The sequence below is a fragment of the Ideonella alba genome, from assembly GCF_018069875.1.
Classification (GTDB): domain Bacteria; phylum Pseudomonadota; class Gammaproteobacteria; order Burkholderiales; family Burkholderiaceae_C; genus Ideonella; species Ideonella alba.
The window spans coordinates 37,110-57,256 of record NZ_JAGQDF010000015.1 but is presented as its reverse complement, the minus strand read 5'-3'; the positions used below and the strand labels follow the sequence as shown (position 1 = coordinate 57,256).

Genomic DNA, 20,147 nt, shown 5'->3' with positions numbered 1-20,147 from the left:
GCCCTGTGACAACCAAGGCCGGGCGTGCGGCGTTGTTCACGCATCGCCACTTGAGACCGATCTGAACATGAAGAAGCTGACCCCCCTGCTTGTGATGGGCGCCGCCGGCCTGCTGGCCGCCGTGCTGGGATCACCGGCCCAGGCCGCCGAGGTCGGGGTGTCGATCGGGATCAGCCAGCCGGGCGTGTATGGGCGCATCGACATCGGCCGCTTCCCGCAGCCGGACGTCATCGTCCAGCAGCCGGTGGTGGTGCGCCAGGTACCGGTCTATTCGGCGCCGCCGCAGCCGGTGTATCTGTGGGTGCCGCCGGGCCACCGCAAGCACTGGTCGCGCCACTGCGGCCGCTACAACGCCTGCGGCGTGCCGGTGTACTTCGTCCGCGAGGACTGGTATCGCCGCCATGTCGCGCCGGCCCCGGTCTACCGCTCGCATCCCCGCTACGAGCCGCACGGTCCCGGCGAGCATGGCCGCGGCCGCGGCCACGACTGATCGGTCGACAGCGGTCTTTTCCTCGCAATGCAGGCACCGGGGGCGGGCATAGACTCGCCCCATGTCCGCGTCCTCGTCCCCTGTCACGGGCCTGGTGCTCACCGGCGGCGGTGCCCGCGCGGCCTACCAGGTCGGCGTGCTCGTGGCCTTGGGCCGGCTGCGCGCCGAGGCCGGTCAGGCCGGCGCCCCGACCCCGTTTCCGGTGATTGCCGGCACCTCGGCCGGGGCCATCAACGCCGCCGTGCTGGCCGCCGGTGCCGATGACTTTGACGCCACCGTGGCGCGCATGCACGCGGTCTGGCACGATTTCCACGCCGAACAGGTCTACCGTGCCGACGCCCTGGGCGTGATCCGCAGCGGCGCCGGCTGGCTGACGATGCTGTCGATCGGCTGGATGCTGGCGCGCTGGCGCCGCCAGAAGCCACGCTCGCTGCTGGACAACACGCCGCTGGCCGCGCTGCTGGCCGAGGCGGCCCGGCTCGAGCGCCTGCCGCAGCTGATCGCCAGCGGCCATCTGCAGGCGCTGGCGCTGAGCGCCTCGAGCTACAGCACGGGCCAGCACATCACCTTCTACGAGGCGGCCCAGGAGGCGCAACCCTGGGTGCGTTCGCAGCGCCTGGCGGTGCGGCAGCGGCTGTGCATCGACCACCTGATGGCCTCGTCGGCCATTCCCTTCGTGTTTCCGGCTCGGCTGCTGTCGATCGATGGCATGCCCGAATGGCTGGGCGATGGGTCGATGCGGCAGGCGGCGCCGATCTCGCCGGCCATCCACCTGGGCGCACAGCGCGTGCTGGTGGTGGGTGCCGGCCGCATGCATGAGCCGCCGGGCGAGCGCCACGTCGACCCTGGCTATCCGTCGCTGGCGCAGATCGGCGGCCACGCGCTGTCGAGCATCTTCCTGGACACGTTGGCGGTGGACATCGAACGCCTGCAGCGCATCAACCGCACACTGTCGCTGATGCCGCCCGAGGCCCGCGAGGCCAGCAGCCTGCGGCCGGTCGAGCTGCTGGTGATCGCGCCCAGCCAGCGCCTGGATGACCTGGCCGCGCGCCACCTGCATGCGCTGCCGCCGATGGTCCGCGCCCTGCTGCGCGGCCTGGGGGTGTCCGGGTCGGCGGGCTCGACCAGCGGTGCGGCACTGGCCAGCTACCTGCTGTTCGAGGCCGACTACACCCGCGAGCTGATCGCGCTGGGCGAGGCCGATACGCTGGCGCGGCGTGACGACGTGCGGCGCTTCTTCGGTTGGGACCGGTAGGCCGGACGCAGCCGGGGTGGCTGGTCAGGCGAAGGCTCAGACAGCCGCGCCATTCACGCGCAGACCCGCCTGTGACAGGCGCCGCGCGGTGGCCGGGCCCAGGCCCTTGACGCGGCGCTGCAGCGCGCGCCAGTCCTTGAACGGTCCGCCACGCCGGCGCTCGGCCAGGATGGCCTCGGACAAGGCCGGACCGACGCCGGGCAGCATTTCCAGCTCGGCCTGGTTGGCCTGGTTGACCTCCAGGCGCGTGTCGGCCGCCTGCAGCGCCACGGGGGCGCTCAGGCACCAGGCGAGCCAGTGGCGGCGTTGGCGGTTCATCGCGCGGCCAGGGCCGGCGGGCGCGCCGGGCTGGGTGGTGCGTACTCGGTGCCGAACAGGTCCAGCGTGGGCTCGTAGTAGCGCGATCGGACCGCCAGCAGGTGCTGCACGGCGTGGTCGGCCCAATCCAGCCGGAATGGGCGCTGCGCCAGGGCCTGCAACTGCGCTGGGTCCGGCGCCGTACCGCGGCTCCACCAGTAGAGCGGGATGGCGTAGCCGGCCTCGGTGCTCTGGCTGTGGCCGGCGAAGTCGCTGACGTGGCCGACCTCCTGGCCGTGGTCGCTCACATACAGCAGCTCCAGCGCGCGGTCGGGACGCTGACGGTGCAGCGCGTCCATCATGCGCGCCAGCACGTCGGCGCCGCAGCGCACCGCGTCGTCGTACTCGTTGCGGGCGCGCACGATGCTGCTGCTGCGGCCGGCGGCGCGCAGCGCGCGGGTGACCTCGTCGTCCTCGGTGGCCACGGCCCACTGGCGCATGGCGGCGGGGCAGCGCTGCGCGAAGTGGAAGTGCTGGCCCAGCAGGTGGATCACCAGCAGCTCCTGCGGCGCCGCAGGGGCCGCCAGCCACTGGTCCAGCGCGGGCAGCAGGTCGTGGTCGGTGGCCGAGCTGTCGCGCCAGTTGCCGTGGTTGATGAAGCGGCGCTGGTCGGCGCTGGCGGCCATCGACGCGAACCAGCCCTCGTGCGCCGGCTGGTTGGACAGCCAGGTCACGCGGTAGCCGGCCGCGCGGGCCAGCTGCGTCACATCCGGCGTGCTGGCCCAGTCCTCGGGCCGCTCCAGCGTGGCGGCGGTCAGTGCCAGGCGCAGCGAAGGCAGCGTGAAGGCTTCGGCCGACCAGGCCTGGCGCAGCAGCACATGGCTGCCGGGCAGCCGGGCCATGGCCTGGGCCAGCGCGGCGGTGGTGTCGCGCGGGTAGCCCAGCAGGCCCCAGTTCAGGCGGGTGTTGGACTCGCCAATGACCAGCACCACGGTGCGCGGCTGCTCGTCCAGCCGCCGGACCTGCCAGTCGGCGCGCTGGGCCCAGAGCGCGGCGCGGGTGCTGTCGAGCTGGGCGATCTCGCGCTGGGCCTTCAGGTGGCGGGCATAGACCACGCCCCAGCGCGCCAGCGGCTCGGCACGCAGCATCGCCGGGTTCAGGTGGAGCAGGGCGGCCAGCAGCAGCAGGGCGATCAGCGGCCAGCGCGCCGCGCGGTGGTTGGCGGCGGGCGCCAGGCGCCAGCGCCAGGCGCTCCACAGCGCGGCCGCGGTGAAGCCCAGGCCGGTGGCGATGGCGCGCCACTGCTCACCCAGGAAACCGGCGACCTCGGCACCGCTGGTGTTGGCCAGCGACTCGGCGATCACGCTGGGCTGCGGCTGCGAGCCGAAGTAGCCGCGCAGCAGGCCCTGGGTGCCGATGTCCAGCGCAAACAGCCCGGCCAGCAGCAGCCACACGTGCTTGGCAGCGCGCGGACTGCGGCAGCCCGCCAGCAGCCACAGCCCGCCGCCCAGCACCAGCCACCAGGCCAGCGACTTGGCCAGGTCCTTGGTCAGCATGAAGCCCAGAGCCCATGCCGCCGCATGCAGGCCCAGGCCGAAGAGGACGAAGCGCCCGCCGGGCCGCTGCACCAGGGCGTCCGCGCGCATCAGGCGAAGGTGGTGGGTGTGCGGCCGGTCAGCAGCGCCAGCAGCGCCGCGCCCACCTGGCGGGCGTTGTGCGCCTCGTCGAAGTCCGGCACCAGGGTCTTGTAGTGGCGCTCGACCACACCCTCATGGCAGTGGTGCAGAAACTGGCCGACCGAGCGCTCCAGCGCCGCGTGGTCGGGCGGTGCGGCGACGATATCCTCGAAGCGCAGGCCCGGGTGCCAGCGGTGCACGCCCGGCAGGTCGGCGTACCAGGTGGCGCCGAAGACCAGCGCCGGCTTGCCCTGGCGCACCGCCTCCCAGCCCACGGTGCCGCTGATGCTGGCGACGAACTCGCTGCGCGCGGTCAGCTCATGGGTGCTGGTGTGCGAGGCCATGAAGACCAGGTTGGGAATGCGGCGCAGGCGGTGGAAGAACATCGGCCCGCGCATGAAGGCGCCCTGCTTGGGGTTCTCCTTCACGTAGATGGCCACGTCCTCGGGCAGCATGCGCGCCAGCGACTCGATCGCCAGGGCCTGGTCCTTGAACGGGCCGCCCAGCGCCGAGGTGGTCATCTCGGGCTGCAGTTGCAGCGGGAAGTAGACGAAGCGCCGGCTCCAGTCGGGCTGCACGTCCTCGAACTGCAGCAGGTGCTCGAAATAGGCCAGCGAGTCTTCGTGGAAGAAGCGCGCGAAGGGGTCGCGCCAGTCGGGCAGGCCGCCGTAGATGCGCTGCATGCGCCGCAGCAGTCCCGCCACGTACAGCGGGTTCAAGGCCTTGAGCTTGCGCTTGGTGAGCAGGAAGGTCATCAGCTGCGCCACGGCACGCACCGAGATGCGGCCGCCCGCCTGCTTCTGCTGGCCGATGCCCTTCATGTAGAAGTGCTGCAGGGTCTCGCCGCGCTGGATGGGGTAGGGCGGCGCGGCCTCGGCGTCGGGGCGCAGGCGGCCGTAGGCCTCGATCGTCGGCATCGAGATGAAGCGGTTGGGAAACAGCGACTGCGAGACGATCAGCGTGGGCAGGCCCATGGCCCGCGCCACCTGCCAGACCAGGGTGTCGTGCACCAGGTGGGGCACGTTGAAGAACAGCGCATGCGTGGCGCCGCTCTCGGCGATGCGCTGCGCGAAGACATCCGCCAGCACATGGAAGTAGTCCCAGTATTCGTGGAAGCCGTGCAGCGGGTGCGGCAGGTGGGCAAAGGGCTCGGCCCGGCGGTGCAGGTGGTCGATGAACTCGTCCACCCGCTCCTCGTAGTCCTCCTGCATGAAGAGGGCGTGGGCCAGGCCAGTGAAGCGCGTGTCCTGGGTCAGGTGGCCGCGGCGGCCGCGGCGCAGGTTCATCCGCGAGACAGCAGAGGCCTTGTAGTCGGACTCGGTGTTGCCCAGGTGCAGGACCAGCTCGACCTCCGGCCCGGCCTGGCGCAGCAGCTCCTGCAGGGCCGCATCGGTGTTGGCCGCGGTGGACACGGCAAGCAGGCGGATCGTCATGGCGGGTGGTGGGCAGCGGGCCGGGCGGTGGCCCTCAGGGTTCGTCGAGCATCCGGGGCGGGAAGCTGTCCCAGCTGAGGCAGCCCGGGCATTGCCAGAAGTGGCGCTGCGCCTCGAAGCCGCAGGCGGCGCAGCGGTAGCGCTGCAGCGGCTTGGCGGCGCGGGCCACGGCCTCGCGCACGGCCTGGGCGCTGGCGGCGTCCCACTGCTCGACCGGCCGCGCCAGCACACCCAGCGCGGCACTCAGCGTGGGCTGGGCGGCCAGGTGCGGCAGCAGGCCGGGTGCGTCGGCCAGCTCGGCGCCGTCCAGCCGGGCCAGGGCGCGCAGCAGCGGCAGGCTGGGTGCGCGGCGGTAGGCCTCGGTCAGGCGCTGGCGGGCGGCCTCCTGCTGGCCGGCGGCGCGGGCGGCCTCGGCATAGTCCTGGGCCACCAGCTGGAAGACCTGCGGGTCGCGCACCTCCAGGTCGCCCCACAGCGCCAGCGCGCCGGCGGCATCGCCCAGGCGCAGCGCGCGCTGGCCGGCCAGCAGCAGCGGCCGCGGGGCGTTGGGGGCGGCAGCGCGGGCGGTGGCCAGCGCGGCGGCGGCCTCATCAGGCTGGCCGCGGCCGTCCAGTTCCAGCGCACGCTCGCACCAGTGGTGGGCGATGCGGGTGCCGAAGGCACCGGTGCCCAGCTTTTCGAGCGCGGCGGCGGTGTCGGCGGCCTGCTCCCACTCGCGCGAGCGCTCGTACAGGCCCAGCAGCGCCAACCGGGCGTCGGTGTCGAAGGGGGTGCCCTGCAGCGCCTTGTAGGCCTGTTCGGCGCGGTCGAACAGGCCGGCCTTCATGAAGTCCTGCGCCAGTTCGTGCTGCACGCGGTCGCGGTCGCTGGTGGCCAGGTCGCCGCGGTTCAGCAGGTGCTGGTGCACGCGCACCGCGCGTTCAAATTCGCCACGGCGGCGGAACAGGCTGCCCAGCGCGAAGTGCAGCTCGGTGGTGTCGGGGTCGTGCTGGACGGCCTCGATGAAGGCGTCGATCGCCTTGTCCTGCTGTTCGTTGAGCAGCAGGTTCAGGCCCTGGTAGTAGGCGCGCGGTGAATCGGACTGGGCGCGCTTCCACTGGCGCAGGTCCATGCGCGAGGCCAGCCAGCCCAGGCCGAAGGCCAGCGGCAGCCCCAGCAGCAGCCAGGAGAGGTCAAATTCCATGCGCGCGGGCGTCGGTGAGGTCGTTGACCGAGGCGGTGGCGGGCACCGCGGGCGCCTGGGCCGGTCCCGCTGGCGCGGCCACCGGTGCGGCGCTGCGCTGGGCCAGACGGCGCTGGCGCCACCACGAGGGCGCCATGGCCAGCACGCCCAGCACCAGCCCGGCGCCGAAGGCCGCCAGCACCACGAAGACCATGCGCGTCTCCCAGGCGTGGCCGAAGAACCAGTTCAGAGCCACGACATGCTGGTTGTTCAGCGCGAAGGCGAACAGCGAGAAGAAGATGAAGGCTCGCAGGAGCCAGACGATGAAGCGCATCGGCGGGGCAGGGATGTTCGGCGCATTGTAGGCAGGGCCGGCCGCGCATGAAAAAGGGCCCCGAAGGGCCCTGGTCAGCGCGGATGGTGTCGTGCCTCAGGCCGGATCGGCCGGCAGGCTGGCGTCCACGCCTTCGCGCAGCGCCTTGCCCGGCTTGAAGTGCGGCACCAGCTTCTCGGGGATCGTGACCTGCTCGCCGCTGCGGGGATTGCGCCCCACGCGCGGCGGCCGGCGGTTGATCGAGAAGCTGCCGAAGCCCCGGATCTCGATGCGGTGGCCGCGGGCCAGCGCATCGGACATCGCGTCGAGCATGGTCTTGACCGCGAACTCGGTGTCCCGCTGCGTGAGCTGCGAGAACCGTTCCGCGAGCTTGTTGACCAAATCCGATCGGGTCATTCGGCGTTCTCAGGCGATCAGTTGCCGCCCTGGTCCAGCTTGGCGCGCAGCAGGGCGCCCAGGCTGGTGGTGCCGGCGTTCTCGCGCTCGTTGGACTGCGACAGACGCTGCATGGCTTCCTGCTGGTCGGCCTGGTCCTTGGCCTTGATCGACAGCTGGATGTTGCGGGTCTTGCGGTCGACGTTGACGATCATCACCGAGACCTCGTCGCCTTCCTTCAGCACGTTGCGGGCGTCTTCGACGCGGTCGCGGCTGATTTCGGAGGCGCGCAGGTAGCCCATGACGTCGTCGGCCAGCTGCACTTCGGCGCCGCGCGGGTCGACCGTCTTGACGGTGCCGTTGACGATGGCGCCACGGTCATTGACCGAGGTGAAGGTGGCAAACGGGTCGCCGTCGAGCTGCTTGATGCCCAGCGAGATGCGCTCGCGTTCGACATCGATGCCCAGAACGATCGCGTCGACTTCCTGGCCCTTCTTGTAGTTGCGCACGGCGGTCTCGCCCGGCTCGTGCCAGGACAGGTCCGACAGGTGCACCAGGCCATCGATGCCGGCAGCCAGGCCCACGAAGACGCCGAAGTCGGTGATCGACTTGATCGGGCCCTTGACGCGGTCGCCGCGCTTGACCGTGGCGGAGAACTCCTCCCACGGGTTGGCCTTGCACTGCTTCATGCCCAGCGAGATGCGACGCTTGTCCTCGTCGATCTCCAGGACCATGACTTCGACTTCCTCGCCCAGGGTGACCACCTTGGAAGGCGCGACGTTCTTGTTGGTCCAGTCCATTTCGGAGACGTGCACCAGGCCTTCGATGCCCGGCTCGATCTCGACGAAGGCGCCGTAGTCGGCGATGTTGGTGACCTTGCCGAACAGGCGGGTGCCCTGCGGGTAGCGGCGGGCCACGCCCATCCAGGGGTCGTCGCCCAGCTGCTTCAGGCCCAGCGAGACGCGGTTCTTCTCGGCGTCGAACTTCAGGACCTTGGCCTGCAGTTCCTGGCCGACGGTGACCACTTCGCTCGGGTGACGGACACGGCGCCAGGCCATGTCGGTGATGTGCAGCAGGCCGTCGATGCCGCCGAGGTCGACGAACGCACCGTATTCGGTGATGTTCTTGACCACGCCGTTGACGATCGCGCCTTCGGTCAGGGTCTCGAGCAGCTTGGCGCGCTCTTCGCCCATCGAGGCCTCGACCACGGCACGGCGCGACAGCACGACGTTGTTGCGCTTGCGGTCGAGCTTGATGACCTTGAATTCCATGGTCTTGCCCTCGAACGGCGTCATGTCCTTGACAGGACGCGTGTCGAGCAGCGAGCCCGGCAGGAAGGCGCGGATGCCGTTGACCAGCACGGTCAGGCCGCCCTTGACCTTGCCGCTGACGGTGCCGGTGACGAAGTCGCCCGACTCCAGCGCGGTTTCCAGCGCCAGCCACGAGGCCAGGCGCTTGGCCTTGTCACGCGACAGGATGGTGTCGCCGTAGCCGTTCTCGACGGCGTCGATCGCCACCGAGACGAAGTCACCGACCTGGACTTCGACTTCGCCCTGGTCGTTCTTGAATTCCTCGATGGGCACATACGCTTCGGACTTCAGGCCGGCGTTGACCACGACGTGGCTGTGCTCGATACGAACGACTTCGGCGGAGATGACCTCGCCGACGCGCATGTCGGCGCTCTTCAGCGATTCCTCGAAGAGGGCGGCAAAGGATTCTTGCATGGTGTTTCCTGGACCGGCGGCGCGCCGCCGGCGTTGGCTGCAGACCGGGAGGCCTGCCGGGTTGAGGTTGACGAGATCACCGCCCCCGGCGGTGCTGTGCGCACCAGGAGGGAGGGGCGGTGGGCCCTGTGGCCGCTGAACGCGCAGCCTGAGCGGGATGGCTCAGGCCAGGCGGCCAAACGGCCGGCGCTCGTGCCACCAGCCCAGGCAGCGTTGCACCGATTCCTCGATGCCCAACTGCGAGTTGTCCAGCAGCACGGCGTCCTCGGCGGGCTTCAGGGGCGCAGCCGAGCGGTTCATGTCCCGCTCGTCGCGCGCCCGGATGTCTGCGCGAAGACTGTCGATATTAGCGGAAATTCCCTTAGAAATCAACTGCTTGTAGCGGCGCTCGGCGCGCTCGTCGGCGCTGGCGGTGAGGAAGACCTTGAGCGCCGCGCCCGGGAACACCACGGTGCCCATGTCGCGGCCGTCGGCCACCAGGCCCGGCACGCGGGCAAACGAGAGCTGCACGTCGTGCAGCGCCTGGCGCACGGCGGGGTGGACGCTCACCTGCGAGGCCATCGCGCCGGTGGTTTCCAGGCGCAGCTCGTCGCTGATATCGCGGCCGTCCAGCCAGACCTGCTGGCCCTGGAAACGCAGCGCCATCGCGGCCGCCACCCGGGCCACGCCCGCGCCATCGTCCAGCGCCACGCCCGCCGCCCGGGCGGCCAGGGCGGCGGCGCGGTAGAGCGCACCGGAGTCCAGCAGGTGGTAGCCCAGGCGCTCGGCCAGTTCGGCCGCCAGCGTGCCCTTGCCCGACGCCGTGGGGCCATCCACCGCGATCACCGGCACCGCGCCGGGCAGCGGCTCGACCAGGCTGAACAGCGCCTCGAAGTAGTCGGGGAAGGTCTTGGCCACGCACTTCGGGTCGGCGATGCGCACGGGCACCGATGCGCCGGCCAGCGGGTTGAAGGCGGCCAGCGACAGGCACATCGCCATGCGGTGGTCGTCGTAGGTGTGGATCAGCGGGGCGCGCCAGGCGTGCAGCGGCTGCACCTCGATGAAGTCGGGGCCTTCGGTGACCGTGGCGCCGAGCTGGCGCAACTCGGTGGCCATGGCGGCGATGCGGTCGGTCTCCTTGACGCGCCAGCTGGCGATGTTGGTCAGCCGGGTCGGGCCATCGGCGTACAAGGCCATCACCGCCAGCGTCATCGCGGCGTCGGGGATGTGGTTGCAGTCCAGCGTGATGCCCTTGAGCGGCCAGGCGCCGCGGCGCACCTCCAACCAGCCCGGGCCGCCGCTGACCTGCGCGCCCATGGCCTGGGCCGCCTCGACGAAGCGGATGTCGCCCTGGATGGCGTCGAAGCCCACGCCCTCGATGCGCACCGGCGCGTCGGTGCCGGCGATCGCGCCCAGCGCGATGAAGTACGAGGCCGAGGACGCATCGCCTTCCACATGGATGCGGCCCGGCGTGCGGTAGGCCGAGCCCTGCGGGATGGTGAAACGCTGCCAGCCCTCGCGCTGCACGTGGATGCCGAAACGCGCCAGCAGGTTCAGCGTGATCTCGATGTAGGGCTTGGAAATCAGCTCGCCCACCACCTCGATCACCACAGGGCCGTGTCCGCTGACCAGCGGCAGCGCCAGCAGCAGCGCGGTGAGGAACTGGCTGGAGACGTCGCCACGCACCGGGATCGGTTGCGCGGTGTCCAGCGCGTGCAGCGCGCCATCGCCCACGCGCAGCGGCGGGTAGCCGGGCTGGCCCAGGTCGGCCACCGGGCAGCCCAGCGCGCGCAGCGCGTCGACCAGGTCGCCGATCGGCCGCTCATGCATGCGCGCCACGCCGGAGAGTTCGAAGGCACCGCCCTGGGTGGCCGCCAGCACCGCCAGCGCGGCGGTCAGCGGGCGCATCGCGGTGCCGGCGTTGCCCAGGAAGAGCCGGGCCTCGCGCGTGTGCAGGCGGCCGCCCAGGCCGGACACATGCAGCACCTCGCCCTCGCGGCGCAGGCCGCAGCCCAGCTGTTCCAGCGCGGCCAGCATCACCCGGGTGTCGTCGGAATCGAGCAGGTCGTGGACCGCAGTCGTGCCCTCGGCCAGGCCGGCCAGCAGCAGCACGCGGTTGGAGATGCTCTTCGAGCCCGGCAGGCGCACGGTGCCGCGGGCGCGGACGAGGGGCGGCAGGTCGAGGAAGGCGGTGTCGAACATGGGTCGGCGGCCGGCGGCACAGCGCCGGCAGGGGATCAGTTGTGGCGGGCGCCGGAGCTCAGGCGCCAATGGCTGCGGGCTTGCGAGACGCCCTGGATCAGCGCCTCCAGCGCCTCGCCGTGGCAGTCCTGCAGCGCCTTCTCGAGCACGCCCAGCGCGCCGCGGAAGCGCTCGGACTGCTTGATCACCTCCTCGCGGTTGGCAATCAGGATGTCGCGCCAGATCGCCGGGTCGGAGGCGGCGATGCGGGTGAAGTCGCGGAATCCCGGTCCGGCCAGCGCCAGGAACTGCTCGCTGTCCTTCTGCTGCAGCAGCCCGGCCATGTAGGCAAAGGCCAGCAGGTGCGGCAGGTGGCTGACGGCGGCAAACGCGGCGTCGTGCGCCTCGGGCGTCATCACCTGCACATGGGCGCCCACCGCGGTCCAGACCGCACGCGCCTTGTCGACCAGGCCGGCATCGGTCTGGGCGATCGGTGTGAGGATGACCTGGCGGTCGCGGTAGAGCTGGGCGTCGGCGTGCTGCACGCCGGCCTGTTCCTTGCCGGCGATCGGATGGGCCGGCACGAAGGCCGGTGCGCGCTCCTTGAGCACGCGGCGCACCGCATCCACCACGTCGCGCTTGGTGCTGCCCACGTCCATGAACAGCGTGGCCGGCGTCACCAGGTGGCGGATGGCGCGCAGCGTGGCATCGGTGGCGGCCACCGGCACGGCCAGCAGCACGATGTCGGCGCCGGAGACGGCCAGCAGCGCGGATTCGGCGACCTGATCGATCACGCCCAGCTGGCGCGCCTTGTCGGTGGTGGTGGGCGACTTGCTGTAGCCGATCACCTTGTCGACCAGTCCGGCCTCCTTCAGCGCCAGCGCAAAGGAGCCGCCCATCAGGCCGCAGCCGATCAGGCCGAGTTGCTTGAACATTGCCATGGTCGGCGCAGCCCTCAGTGGACGTCGACGGGGTAGGTGCCCAGCACCTTGAAGAAGGCGCAGGCCTCACGCAGCTCCTTCATCGCCTGGTCCACGCGGGATTCATCCGGGTGGCCCTGCAGGTCGATGAAGAAGTAGTACTCCCACTGGCCCGAGCGCGCCGGGCGGGATTCGAGGCGGCTCATCGACACGCCATGCTTCTTCAGCGGCGCCAGGATGTCGTACATCGCGCCGGGCCGGTTGTTGACCGAGACCACCAGGCTGGTGCAGTCGTGGCCCGAGGCCTTGGGCGCCGGGTGGCGGTGCGGGTCGGTGACGATGGCGAAGCGGGTGCGGTTGTGGGCGTCGTCCTGGATGGCCGGTGCCACCACATGCAGGCCGTACTCGTTGGCCGCGCGCACGCTGGCAATGCCGGCCAGGCGCGCATCCTGGCCCGCCTGGCGTGCGCCTTCGGCGTTGCTGGCCACCGGGCGGCGCTCGGCCTGCGGCAGGTGCAGCGACAGCCATTCGTGGCACTGCGCCAGCGCCTGCGGATGGGCGCAGACCGCCTCGATCGCGTCCAGCGAGTTGTCCTTGCGCAGCAGGTTGTGGCGCACGAACAGGCTGGTCTCGCCGATGATGAACAGTGGCGTGGTCAGGAAGATGTCCAGCGAGCGCGCCACCATGCCTTCGGTGGAATTCTCGACCGGCACCACGCCGAAATCGGCCACGCCGGCCGAGGTGTTGCGGAACACCTCGTCGATGCTGGCGCAGGGCACGCGCACGATCGAGCTGCCGAAGTAGCCCAGCGCCGCCTCCTCGCTGAAGGTGCCGGACGGGCCCAGGTAGGCCACGCGGGTGGGCGTTTCCAGCGCGCGGCAGGCGCTCATGATCTCGCGCCAGATGGGTGCGATGTTGTCGTTCTTCAGCGGTCCGGGGTTGCCGGCCTTCAGGCCGTCGATGACCTGGGCTTCGCGCTCGGGGCGGAAGACCACCGAGCCTTCCTTCTTCTTGATCTCGCCCACCTGCAGCGCGATGCTGGCGCGCCGGTTCAGCAGTGCCAGCAGGTCGCGGTCCAGGGCGTCGATCTGGTCGCGCAGCGCCAGCAGCGCCGGCTGGGCGGCGGGTTGGGTGTCGCCCGGCGGCGGTTGGATCGGTTCATCAGCCATGGCGGCGGGCGAAGTCCTGCAGGTAGGTGACCAGCGCCTGCACGCCGGCCAGCGGCATGGCGTTGTAGATGGACGCGCGCATGCCGCCCACGCTCTTGTGGCCCTTGAGCTGAAGCAGTCCGGCTTCGCGGGCGCCGGCCAGGAAGGCCTCGTTCAGGCGCTCGTCGGCCAGGAAGAAGGGCACGTTCATGCGCGAGCGGGCATCGCGGGCGACGCGGTTGCTGTAGAAGCCGCCGTTGTCGTCGAGGTAGCCGTAGAGCAGCTGCGCCTTCTCGATGGCGCGGCGCTCCATCTCGGCCACGCCGCCCTGGGCTTTGATCCACTGGAACACCAGGCCGGCGATGTAGATGCCGTAGGTGGGCGGCGTGTTGTACATCGAGGCGTTGTCGGCCACGTTCTTGTAGTCGAAGGCCGAGGGCGTGATCGGCAGCGCGTGGCCCAGCAGGTCCTCGCGCACGATGACGATGGTCACGCCGGCCGGGCCGATGTTCTTCTGCGCGCCGGCGAAGGCCAGGCCCACGCGCGACCAGTCGATGCCGCGCGAGAGCACGTGCGAGGAGCAGTCCACCACCAGCGGCGCGCGGTGGCCCAGCGCGGCCAGGTCGGGCAGGGTGTGCATCTCGACGCCATGGATGGTCTCGTTCGAGCACACATGCACATAGGCGGCGTTGTCGCGCAGGCGCCAGCTGGTGGGGGCGGGCAGCGTGGTGTGCCGATCGGCCTCGTTGCTGGCGGCGGCCTGCGCGTCAGCGTACCGGCGCGCTTCCTGCAGCGACTTCTGGCTCCACGAGCCCGTGACCACCACATCGACCGCGCCGCCGCGCGAGCAGTTCATCGGCACTATGGCGTTCTCGCCCAGACCGCCACCCTGCATGAACAGGATGCGGAAGTGCGCAGGCACCGCCAGCAGCTCACGCAGGTCGCGCTCGGCCGCTTCGTAGATCGAGATGAACTCCTTGCCGCGGTGGCTCATCTCCATCACGCCCATGCCGCTGCCGTGCCAGTCCAGCATCTCGGCGGCGGCCTGCTGCAGCACGGCCTGCGGCAACATCGCCGGTCCGGCCGAGAAGTTGAACGGTCTCGTCACTTGCGGGCTCCGGACGCCGCGGGCTTGGGCGCCGGCGCCGACGCGGCCGGACCGGCCGCCGCAGCCGCCTTCAGCTTGGCCATGACCGTCTGCTCCAGCGCCTTGAGCTTGGGCTCGACGGTGGCGCGCGTCTCGCTGACCACGCGCTCGGAGATGCGGCCCGGCAACTGTCCGCCGATCTCGCTGTACTTCTTGGACGCGGGCGATTCCAGAAAGGCGATGACCAGCTTCAGCTCGTCCTCGCTGAACTTCTCTTCCAGCATCGCCGGGGCGATCGCCTGGCCGGCCTTGCCGGCGCGCTCGACCAGCATCGGGGCGATGCCGTCGTAGAACTTGCGCACCTCGGCCTGGATCTCCTTGCCCACGGCCTCGCGGCGTTCGGGCGGCAACTGGTTCAGGGCCTGGCCGGCGGCGGCCAGCAACTGCTGCGCCGGCTGGCCGGCGACGCCGCGGCCGATGGCCTCGTAGTCGGCCTGCTGCAGTGCCACGACGCGCGCGACCAGCTCCTTCTTGGTCTGGGCCCACGCCGGTGCGGCGGCCATCAGGGCGGCCAGCGCCAGCAGGGTGAGTCGGTGCGTCATTCGGTGTCTCCAGGGGTGTCTTCGGTGTCGGCGCCGGCATCGTTGGCGTCGTTCTCGACGATGCGCTGCAGGCCCGAGAGCTTGGCGCCATCGTCCAGCGCGATCAGCGTGACGCCCTGCGTGGCGCGGCCGAGCTCGCGGATCTCGGCAACACGGGTGCGCACCAGCACGCCCTTGTCGGTGATCAGCATGATCTCGTCCTCGGCACGCACCAGCGTGGCGGCGACCACCTTGCCGTTGCGTTCGCTCTGCTGGATCGCGATCATGCCCTTGGTGCCACGGCCGTGGCGGGTGTATTCGACGATGCTGGTGCGCTTGCCGAAGCCGTTCTCGGTGGCAGTGAGCACGCTTTGCGATTCGTCCTCGGCCACCAGCATGGCGATCACGCTCTGGCCGTCTTCCAGCATCATGCCGCGCACGCCGCGGGCCTGGCGGCCCAGCGGCCGCACGTCGTCCTCGTCGAAGCGCACCGCCTTGCCGCCGTCGCTGAACAGCATCACGTCGTGGTGGCCATCGGTCAGTGCGGCGCCGATCAGGAAGTCACCCTCGTCCAGGTCCACGGCGATGATGCCGGCCTTGCGCGGGTTGCTGAATTCGTCCAGCGCGGTCTTCTTGACCGTGCCGCGCGCGGTGCACATGAAGACGTAGTGGTCCTTGGGGAAGCTGCGGAACTCGCCGGTCAGCGGCAGCACCACGGTGATCTTCTCGCCCGGCTGCAGCGGGAACATGTTGACGATGGGCTTGCCGCGGCTGCCGCGGCCGCCCTGCGGCACTTCCCAGACCTTGAGCCAGTACACGCGGCCGCGGTCAGAGAAGCACAGGATCCAGTCGTGGGTGTTGGCGATGAAGAGCTGGTCGATCCAGTCGTCGTCCTTGGTGGCGGTGGCCTGCTTGCCGCGGCCACCGCGCTTCTGGGCACGGTACTCTGTCAGCGGCTGGCTCTTGATGTAGCCGGTGTGGCTGAGCGTGACCACCATGTCGGTGGGCGTGATCAGGTCCTCGGTGCCCAGCTCCTGCACGTTGTGCTCGATCGTGCTGCGGCGCGCGCCCGCCTTGGTCTGGCCGAATTCGGTACGCAGCGCGGTGAGCTCGTCCGAGATGATGACGGTGACGCGCTCGGGCTTGGCCAGGATGTCCAGCAGATCGGCGATCTGCGCCATCACGTCCTTGTACTCGCCGACGATCTTGTCCTGCTCCAGGCCGGTCAGGCGCTGCAGGCGCATCTGCAGGATCTCGCCGGCCTGGTCGTCAGACAGGCGGTACAGGCCGTCGGGCTGCATGCCGAAGTGCATCGGCAGGCCCTCGGGGCGGTAGGCCGCGGCGCCGCCGGGGTTCTCGCCCTCGGCGCGCGAGAGCATCTCGCGCACCAGCGACGAATCCCAGCTCTGCGCCATCAGCGCGGCCTTGGCCATCGGCGGCGTCGGCGACTCCTTGATGATGCGGATGAACTCGTCGATGTTGGCCAGCGCCACCGCCAGGCCTTCCAGCACGTGGCCGCGCTCGCGGGCCTTGCGCAGCTCGAACACGGTGCGGCGGGTAACCACCTCGCGGCGGTGCTCGAGGAAGATCTCCAGCAGCTGCTTGAGGTTGCACAGCTTGGGCTGGCCGTCGACCAGCGCCACCATGTTCATGCCGAAGGTGTCCTGCAGCTGGGTCTGCTTGTACAGGTTGTTGAGCACCACCTCGGGCACTTCGCCGCGCTTGAGCTCGATCACCACCCGCATGCCGGACTTGTCCGACTCGTCCTGGATGTGGCTGATGCCCTCGATCTTCTTCTCGTGGACCAGCTCGGCAATGCGCTCGAGCAGGGTCTTCTTGTTCACCTGGTAAGGGATCTCGTCGACGATGATCGCCTGGCGCTGGCCGCGGTCGATGTCCTCGAAGTGCACCCGGGCGCGCATCACCACGCGGCCACGGCCGGTGCGGTAGCCCTCGCGCACGCCGCCCACGCCGTAGATGATGCCGGCGGTGGGGAAGTCGGGCGCCGGGATGATCTCCATCAGCTCGTCGAGCGTGGCCTCGGGCGTGCGCAGCAGGTGCAGGCAGGCGTCGACCACCTCGTTGAGGTTGTGCGGCGGGATGTTGGTGGCCATGCCCACCGCGATGCCGGCCGCGCCGTTGACCAGCAGGTTGGGCAGCCGCGTGGGCATGACCAGCGGCTCGGTCTCGGAGCCGTCGTAGTTCGGGCCGAAGTCGACGGTTTCCTTGTCGATGTCGGCCAGCATCTCGTGGGCGATCTTGGCCAGCCGGATTTCGGTGTAGCGCATCGCTGCCGCGCTGTCGCCGTCGACCGAGCCGAAGTTGCCCTGGCCATCGACCAGCATGTGGCGCAGGCTGAAGTCCTGCGCCATGCGCACGATGGTGTCGTACACCGCGGTGTCGCCGTGCGGGTGGTACTTACCGATGACGTCACCGACGATACGGGCCGACTTCTTGTACGGCCGGTTCCAGTCGTTGTTCAGCTCGTGCATCGCATAGAGCACGCGCCGGTGCACCGGCTTGAGGCCGTCGCGGGCGTCGGGCAGGGCCCGGCCCACGATCACGCTCATCGCGTAGTCCAGGTACGAACGCCGCATCTCCTCTTCGAGGCTGATCGGCAGGGTTTCCTTGGCGAACTGGGTCATGGGGTCGGCGCGGTCCTGCGCGGGGGCGCAGAACGGTGGCGGGGCGCGATAAGGCCGAAACCGGGCATTCTAAAGGGGGCACCCTGTCGCGACGGCGCAACAGGCTGTGTCCTCCGACCACGCCCGGCGCCCAAAATGCGGATCACCCGACGCCCTATGGCACAATGAGTTGTCGGTGGTGAGCGCTCGCAAGGACCGGGTGTTTGCCAGGTTATCTCGCTTCCGATTTGGACGTATCGCAGGCCTCTGCGGCTTTCCTTGAGAGGAGAATCATGAAGAAACTGAACAAGGTGGCAATGCTGTTCGCAGCTGCCGCGCTTGCTGCCCCGATGTCGAGCGCCTTCGCCCAGAAGACCGTCGACAACTGGCGTAATGCTGATGGCTCGCTGGTGTGGAAGAACGGCACCAACGAACTCTGCTGGCGCGATGCCAACTGGACGCCCGCAACGGCTGCCGAGAACTGCGACGGCGCGCTGAAGCCTGCCGCTCCGGCCCCGGCGCCCGCTCCGGCCCCCGCGCCCGCCCCGGCTCCGGCGCCCGCCAAGCCGCCCGCACCGCCCGCTCCGCCGGCCGCTCCGGTCAGCGAAAAGGTCACCTACGCTGCCGACGCCTTCTTCGACGTCGACAAGTCGGTGCTGAAGCCTGAAGCCAAGGCCAAGCTGGACGACCTGGTTGCCAAGACCAAGGGCATGAACCTGGAAGTCATCATCGCCGTCGGCCACACCGACAGCGACGGCTCTGACGCCTACAACCAGAAGCTGTCGGTCCGCCGCGCTGACTCCGTGAAGGCCTACCTGGTCGACAAGGGCGTCGAGAAGAACCGCGTCTACACCGAAGGCAAGGGCGAGAAGCAGCCGGTCGCCGACAACAAGACCAAGGAAGGCAAGGCGAAGAACCGCCGCGTCGAGATCGAGGTCGTCGGTACCCGCAACAAGTAATCCGCTCGCCGGATGCTTCGAAACCCCGCTGCGGCGGGGTTTTTCACATCTGCCGCTGATCAGATCCAATCCCGCTGCGGCGGGATTGTTCGTTTCAGGCCGCTACCATCACGCCCATGAGCATCAACGCCGACCCGCAGGAACTGGACAAGTTCGGAGACCTGGCCCACAAATGGTGGGACCCCGATGGCGAATTCCGCCCCTTGCACCAGATCAACCCGCTGCGCCTGGACTGGATCGCCGAGCAGGCCACGCTGGCGGGCGCGCGTGCACTGGACGTGGGCTGCGGTGGCGGCATCCTGGCCGAGGCCATGGCCCGCCGCGGCGCCCAGGTCACGGGCATCGACCTCTCCACGAAACCGCTGAAGGTGGCACGGCTGCATGCGATGGAGTCGGGCGTGGCGGTGGACTACCGCGAGGTGGCCGCCGAGGCGCTGGCGGCCGAGCAGCCGGGCGCGTTCGATGTGGTCACCTGCATGGAGATGCTGGAGCATGTGCCTGAGCCGGGCTCGGTGGTGCAGGCCTGCGCCACGCTGGCCAAGCCCGGTGGCTGGGTGTTCTTTTCCACCCTCAACCGCAACTTCAAGTCCTGGCTGTTTGCCATCGTGGGCGCGGAGTACGTGCTGAAGATGCTGCCGGCTGGCACGCACGATCACCACCGCTTCATCCGTCCGAGCGAACTGTCGCGCTGGGTGCGCGGGGCGGGGCTGGAACTGTCGGCGATGCGGGGCATGGAACACAACCCGCTGACCGGTCGCTACTGGCTCAGCAGCGACACCAGCGTGAACTACCTGATCGCCTGCCGCAAGCCGCTCGCATGAGGGCCGGTGTGCAGGCGGTGCTGTTCGATCTGGACGGCACCCTGGTCGACAGTGCGCCCGACCTGGCCGGTGCCGCCAATGAGCTGCGTGAACGCCACCAGCGGCCTGCCTTGCCCTTCGAGGCCCTGCGTCCGATGGTGGGCGCCGGCGCGCGCGGCATGCTGGGCGTGGCCTTCGGCGTGGCGCCGGGCGATGCCGCATTCGACACCCTGCGCGAGGACTTCCTGTCGCTCTACGAGGCCCGCATGCTGCGCGAGACGCGCGTCTTTGCGGCGATGGAGCCGGTGCTGCAGCGCCTGGAAGGCGCCGGTCTGCGCTGGGGCATCGTGACCAACAAGCACGAGCGCTTCGCCTGGCCGGTGATCCAGGGCCTGGGGCTGGACAGACGCGCCGCGGCGCTGGTGGCAGGCGATACCACGCCGCATGCCAAGCCGCACCCCGCGCCACTGCTGGAAGCGGCCCGGCAGGCCGGCGTGGCGCCCGAGGCCTGCATCTACGTCGGCGACGACCTGCGCGACATCCAGGCCGGCCGCGCCGCCGGCATGGCGGCCCTGGCCGCCGCCTGGGGTTACCTGGGCCAGGGCGAGGCGATCGAGGACTGGGCGGCCGATGCGGTGCTGTCCGAACCGATCGATCTCTTGAAGTGGCTGGAACTGACCTAAACTACAGGATTCCTGGGGCCGACCTGGTTTCGACGTGGGTGCGGAGTCGGGATAGTGCATGCCGAGCACCAGTTCGCTCGTAAAACCACTGGAAACAAGTAACTGCGAACGACGAACGTTTCGCCCTCGCCGCTTAACACCGGTGAGCCTCTCAGCAGTTGGCCGATGGGCTGCGTCTGAGGTCGCAAGGCCGAAGACAGAGAGGTCATTCACATTGGCTGGTCGACCGGTGGGCCACTCACCAGGCGACGAGACTCAGTGGCTGGCATCCCGGGCAGCGTGCTGCTGCGCGGCACGGGGTGTGAGATCCAAATCAGTCAGCTAAGCATGTAGATCTACCTGGCGATGGCTTGCGGACGGGGGTTCAATTCCCCCCGGCTCCACCATCACACTGCACGCTCCGGCGTGCTTGCTTCAAGGCCCTGGCGCATCGGCGCCC

18 protein-coding genes and 1 other RNA gene are annotated in these 20,147 nt (G+C 69.9%); 6 read left to right on the top strand and 13 right to left on the bottom strand.

Annotated elements, in window-relative coordinates:
• Nucleotides 1–67 precede the first annotated feature (67 nt).
• The gene (locus KAK07_RS21545; protein WP_210856553.1) at nucleotides 68–490 is read left to right on the top strand and encodes a hypothetical protein; all 423 of its coding nucleotides are present in this window, start codon (nucleotides 68–70) and stop codon (nucleotides 488–490) included.
• Nucleotides 491–551: 61 nt separating this feature from the next.
• On the top strand, nucleotides 552–1,745 hold the full coding sequence (locus KAK07_RS21540; protein WP_210856554.1) for a patatin-like phospholipase family protein: 1,194 nt from the start codon (nucleotides 552–554) through the stop codon (nucleotides 1,743–1,745).
• A gap of 36 nt (nucleotides 1,746–1,781) precedes the next feature.
• On the opposite strand, the gene KAK07_RS21535 is transcribed toward KAK07_RS21540, so the two are convergent.
• From KAK07_RS21535 to gyrA, 13 genes are all read right to left on the bottom strand, one after another.
• On the bottom strand, nucleotides 1,782–2,063 hold the full coding sequence (locus KAK07_RS21535) for a ComEA family DNA-binding protein (protein ID WP_210856555.1): 282 nt from the start codon (nucleotides 2,061–2,063) through the stop codon (nucleotides 1,782–1,784).
• On the bottom strand, nucleotides 2,060–3,688 hold the full coding sequence (locus KAK07_RS21530) for a phosphoethanolamine transferase (protein ID WP_210863155.1): 1,629 nt from the start codon (nucleotides 3,686–3,688) through the stop codon (nucleotides 2,060–2,062). Before KAK07_RS21530 ends, KAK07_RS21535 begins: the two co-directional genes overlap by 4 nt.
• Entirely contained in the window at nucleotides 3,688–5,151 is a 1,464-nt protein-coding gene (locus KAK07_RS21525; protein ID WP_210863153.1) for a capsular polysaccharide export protein, LipB/KpsS family, read from the bottom strand. The genes KAK07_RS21530 and KAK07_RS21525 overlap by 1 nt, the downstream gene beginning before the upstream one ends.
• A 34-nt stretch (nucleotides 5,152–5,185) precedes the next feature.
• Nucleotides 5,186–6,334, bottom strand: a complete 1,149-nt coding sequence (lapB, locus tag KAK07_RS21520) for a lipopolysaccharide assembly protein LapB (protein ID WP_210856558.1) — start codon at nucleotides 6,332–6,334, stop codon at nucleotides 5,186–5,188.
• The gene (locus KAK07_RS21515; protein WP_210856559.1) at nucleotides 6,324–6,647 is read right to left on the bottom strand and encodes a LapA family protein; all 324 of its coding nucleotides are present in this window, start codon (nucleotides 6,645–6,647) and stop codon (nucleotides 6,324–6,326) included. Before KAK07_RS21515 ends, lapB begins: the two co-directional genes overlap by 11 nt.
• A 96-nt stretch (nucleotides 6,648–6,743) precedes the next feature.
• Nucleotides 6,744–7,043: an integration host factor subunit beta gene (locus tag KAK07_RS21510; RefSeq protein ID WP_210803918.1), complete on the bottom strand. Its 300-nt coding sequence runs from the start codon at nucleotides 7,041–7,043 to the stop codon at nucleotides 6,744–6,746.
• A gap of 17 nt (nucleotides 7,044–7,060) precedes the next feature.
• Entirely contained in the window at nucleotides 7,061–8,746 is a 1,686-nt protein-coding gene (gene rpsA / locus KAK07_RS21505) for a 30S ribosomal protein S1 (RefSeq protein WP_210856560.1), read from the bottom strand.
• A gap of 162 nt (nucleotides 8,747–8,908) precedes the next feature.
• Entirely contained in the window at nucleotides 8,909–10,927 is a 2,019-nt protein-coding gene (locus tag KAK07_RS21500) for a bifunctional 3-phosphoshikimate 1-carboxyvinyltransferase/cytidylate kinase (RefSeq protein WP_210863151.1), read from the bottom strand.
• Nucleotides 10,928–10,962: 35 nt separating this feature from the next.
• On the bottom strand, nucleotides 10,963–11,841 hold the full coding sequence (locus KAK07_RS21495; RefSeq protein WP_210856562.1) for a prephenate dehydrogenase: 879 nt from the start codon (nucleotides 11,839–11,841) through the stop codon (nucleotides 10,963–10,965).
• Nucleotides 11,842–11,861: 20 nt separating this feature from the next.
• Nucleotides 11,862–12,995 (bottom strand): prephenate dehydratase, encoded by a 1,134-nt coding sequence (pheA, locus tag KAK07_RS21490; RefSeq protein WP_210863148.1) that lies wholly within the window; start codon nucleotides 12,993–12,995, stop codon nucleotides 11,862–11,864.
• Complete coding sequence (serC, locus tag KAK07_RS21485) at nucleotides 12,988–14,082, bottom strand: 3-phosphoserine/phosphohydroxythreonine transaminase (protein WP_210863146.1); 1,095 nt, start codon at nucleotides 14,080–14,082, stop codon at nucleotides 12,988–12,990. Before serC ends, pheA begins: the two co-directional genes overlap by 8 nt.
• Complete coding sequence (locus KAK07_RS21480) at nucleotides 14,079–14,663, bottom strand: DUF2059 domain-containing protein (RefSeq protein WP_210863145.1); 585 nt, start codon at nucleotides 14,661–14,663, stop codon at nucleotides 14,079–14,081. Before KAK07_RS21480 ends, serC begins: the two co-directional genes overlap by 4 nt.
• A complete protein-coding gene (gyrA, locus tag KAK07_RS21475) occupies nucleotides 14,660–17,287 on the bottom strand; it encodes a DNA gyrase subunit A (protein ID WP_210863143.1) in 2,628 nt (875 codons plus the stop codon). The genes KAK07_RS21480 and gyrA overlap by 4 nt, the downstream gene beginning before the upstream one ends.
• A gap of 272 nt (nucleotides 17,288–17,559) precedes the next feature.
• On the opposite strand from gyrA, the gene ompA reads away from it, so the two are divergent.
• From ompA to ssrA, 4 genes are all read left to right on the top strand, one after another.
• Nucleotides 17,560–18,225: an outer membrane protein OmpA gene (gene ompA, locus KAK07_RS21470; protein ID WP_210863235.1), complete on the top strand. Its 666-nt coding sequence runs from the start codon at nucleotides 17,560–17,562 to the stop codon at nucleotides 18,223–18,225.
• A 116-nt stretch (nucleotides 18,226–18,341) separates the two neighbouring features.
• Nucleotides 18,342–19,046 carry a bifunctional 2-polyprenyl-6-hydroxyphenol methylase/3-demethylubiquinol 3-O-methyltransferase UbiG gene (ubiG, locus tag KAK07_RS21465; protein WP_210856567.1) on the top strand — a complete coding sequence of 235 codons (705 nt, stop codon included), beginning with the start codon at nucleotides 18,342–18,344 and terminating at the stop codon, nucleotides 19,044–19,046.
• Nucleotides 19,043–19,708, top strand: a complete 666-nt coding sequence (gene gph / locus KAK07_RS21460; RefSeq protein ID WP_210856568.1) for a phosphoglycolate phosphatase — start codon at nucleotides 19,043–19,045, stop codon at nucleotides 19,706–19,708. The genes ubiG and gph overlap by 4 nt, the downstream gene beginning before the upstream one ends.
• Before the next feature lie 14 nt (nucleotides 19,709–19,722).
• Nucleotides 19,723–20,094: a transfer-messenger RNA gene (gene ssrA, locus KAK07_RS21455) on the top strand.
• Nucleotides 20,095–20,147: the final 53 nt, after the last annotated feature.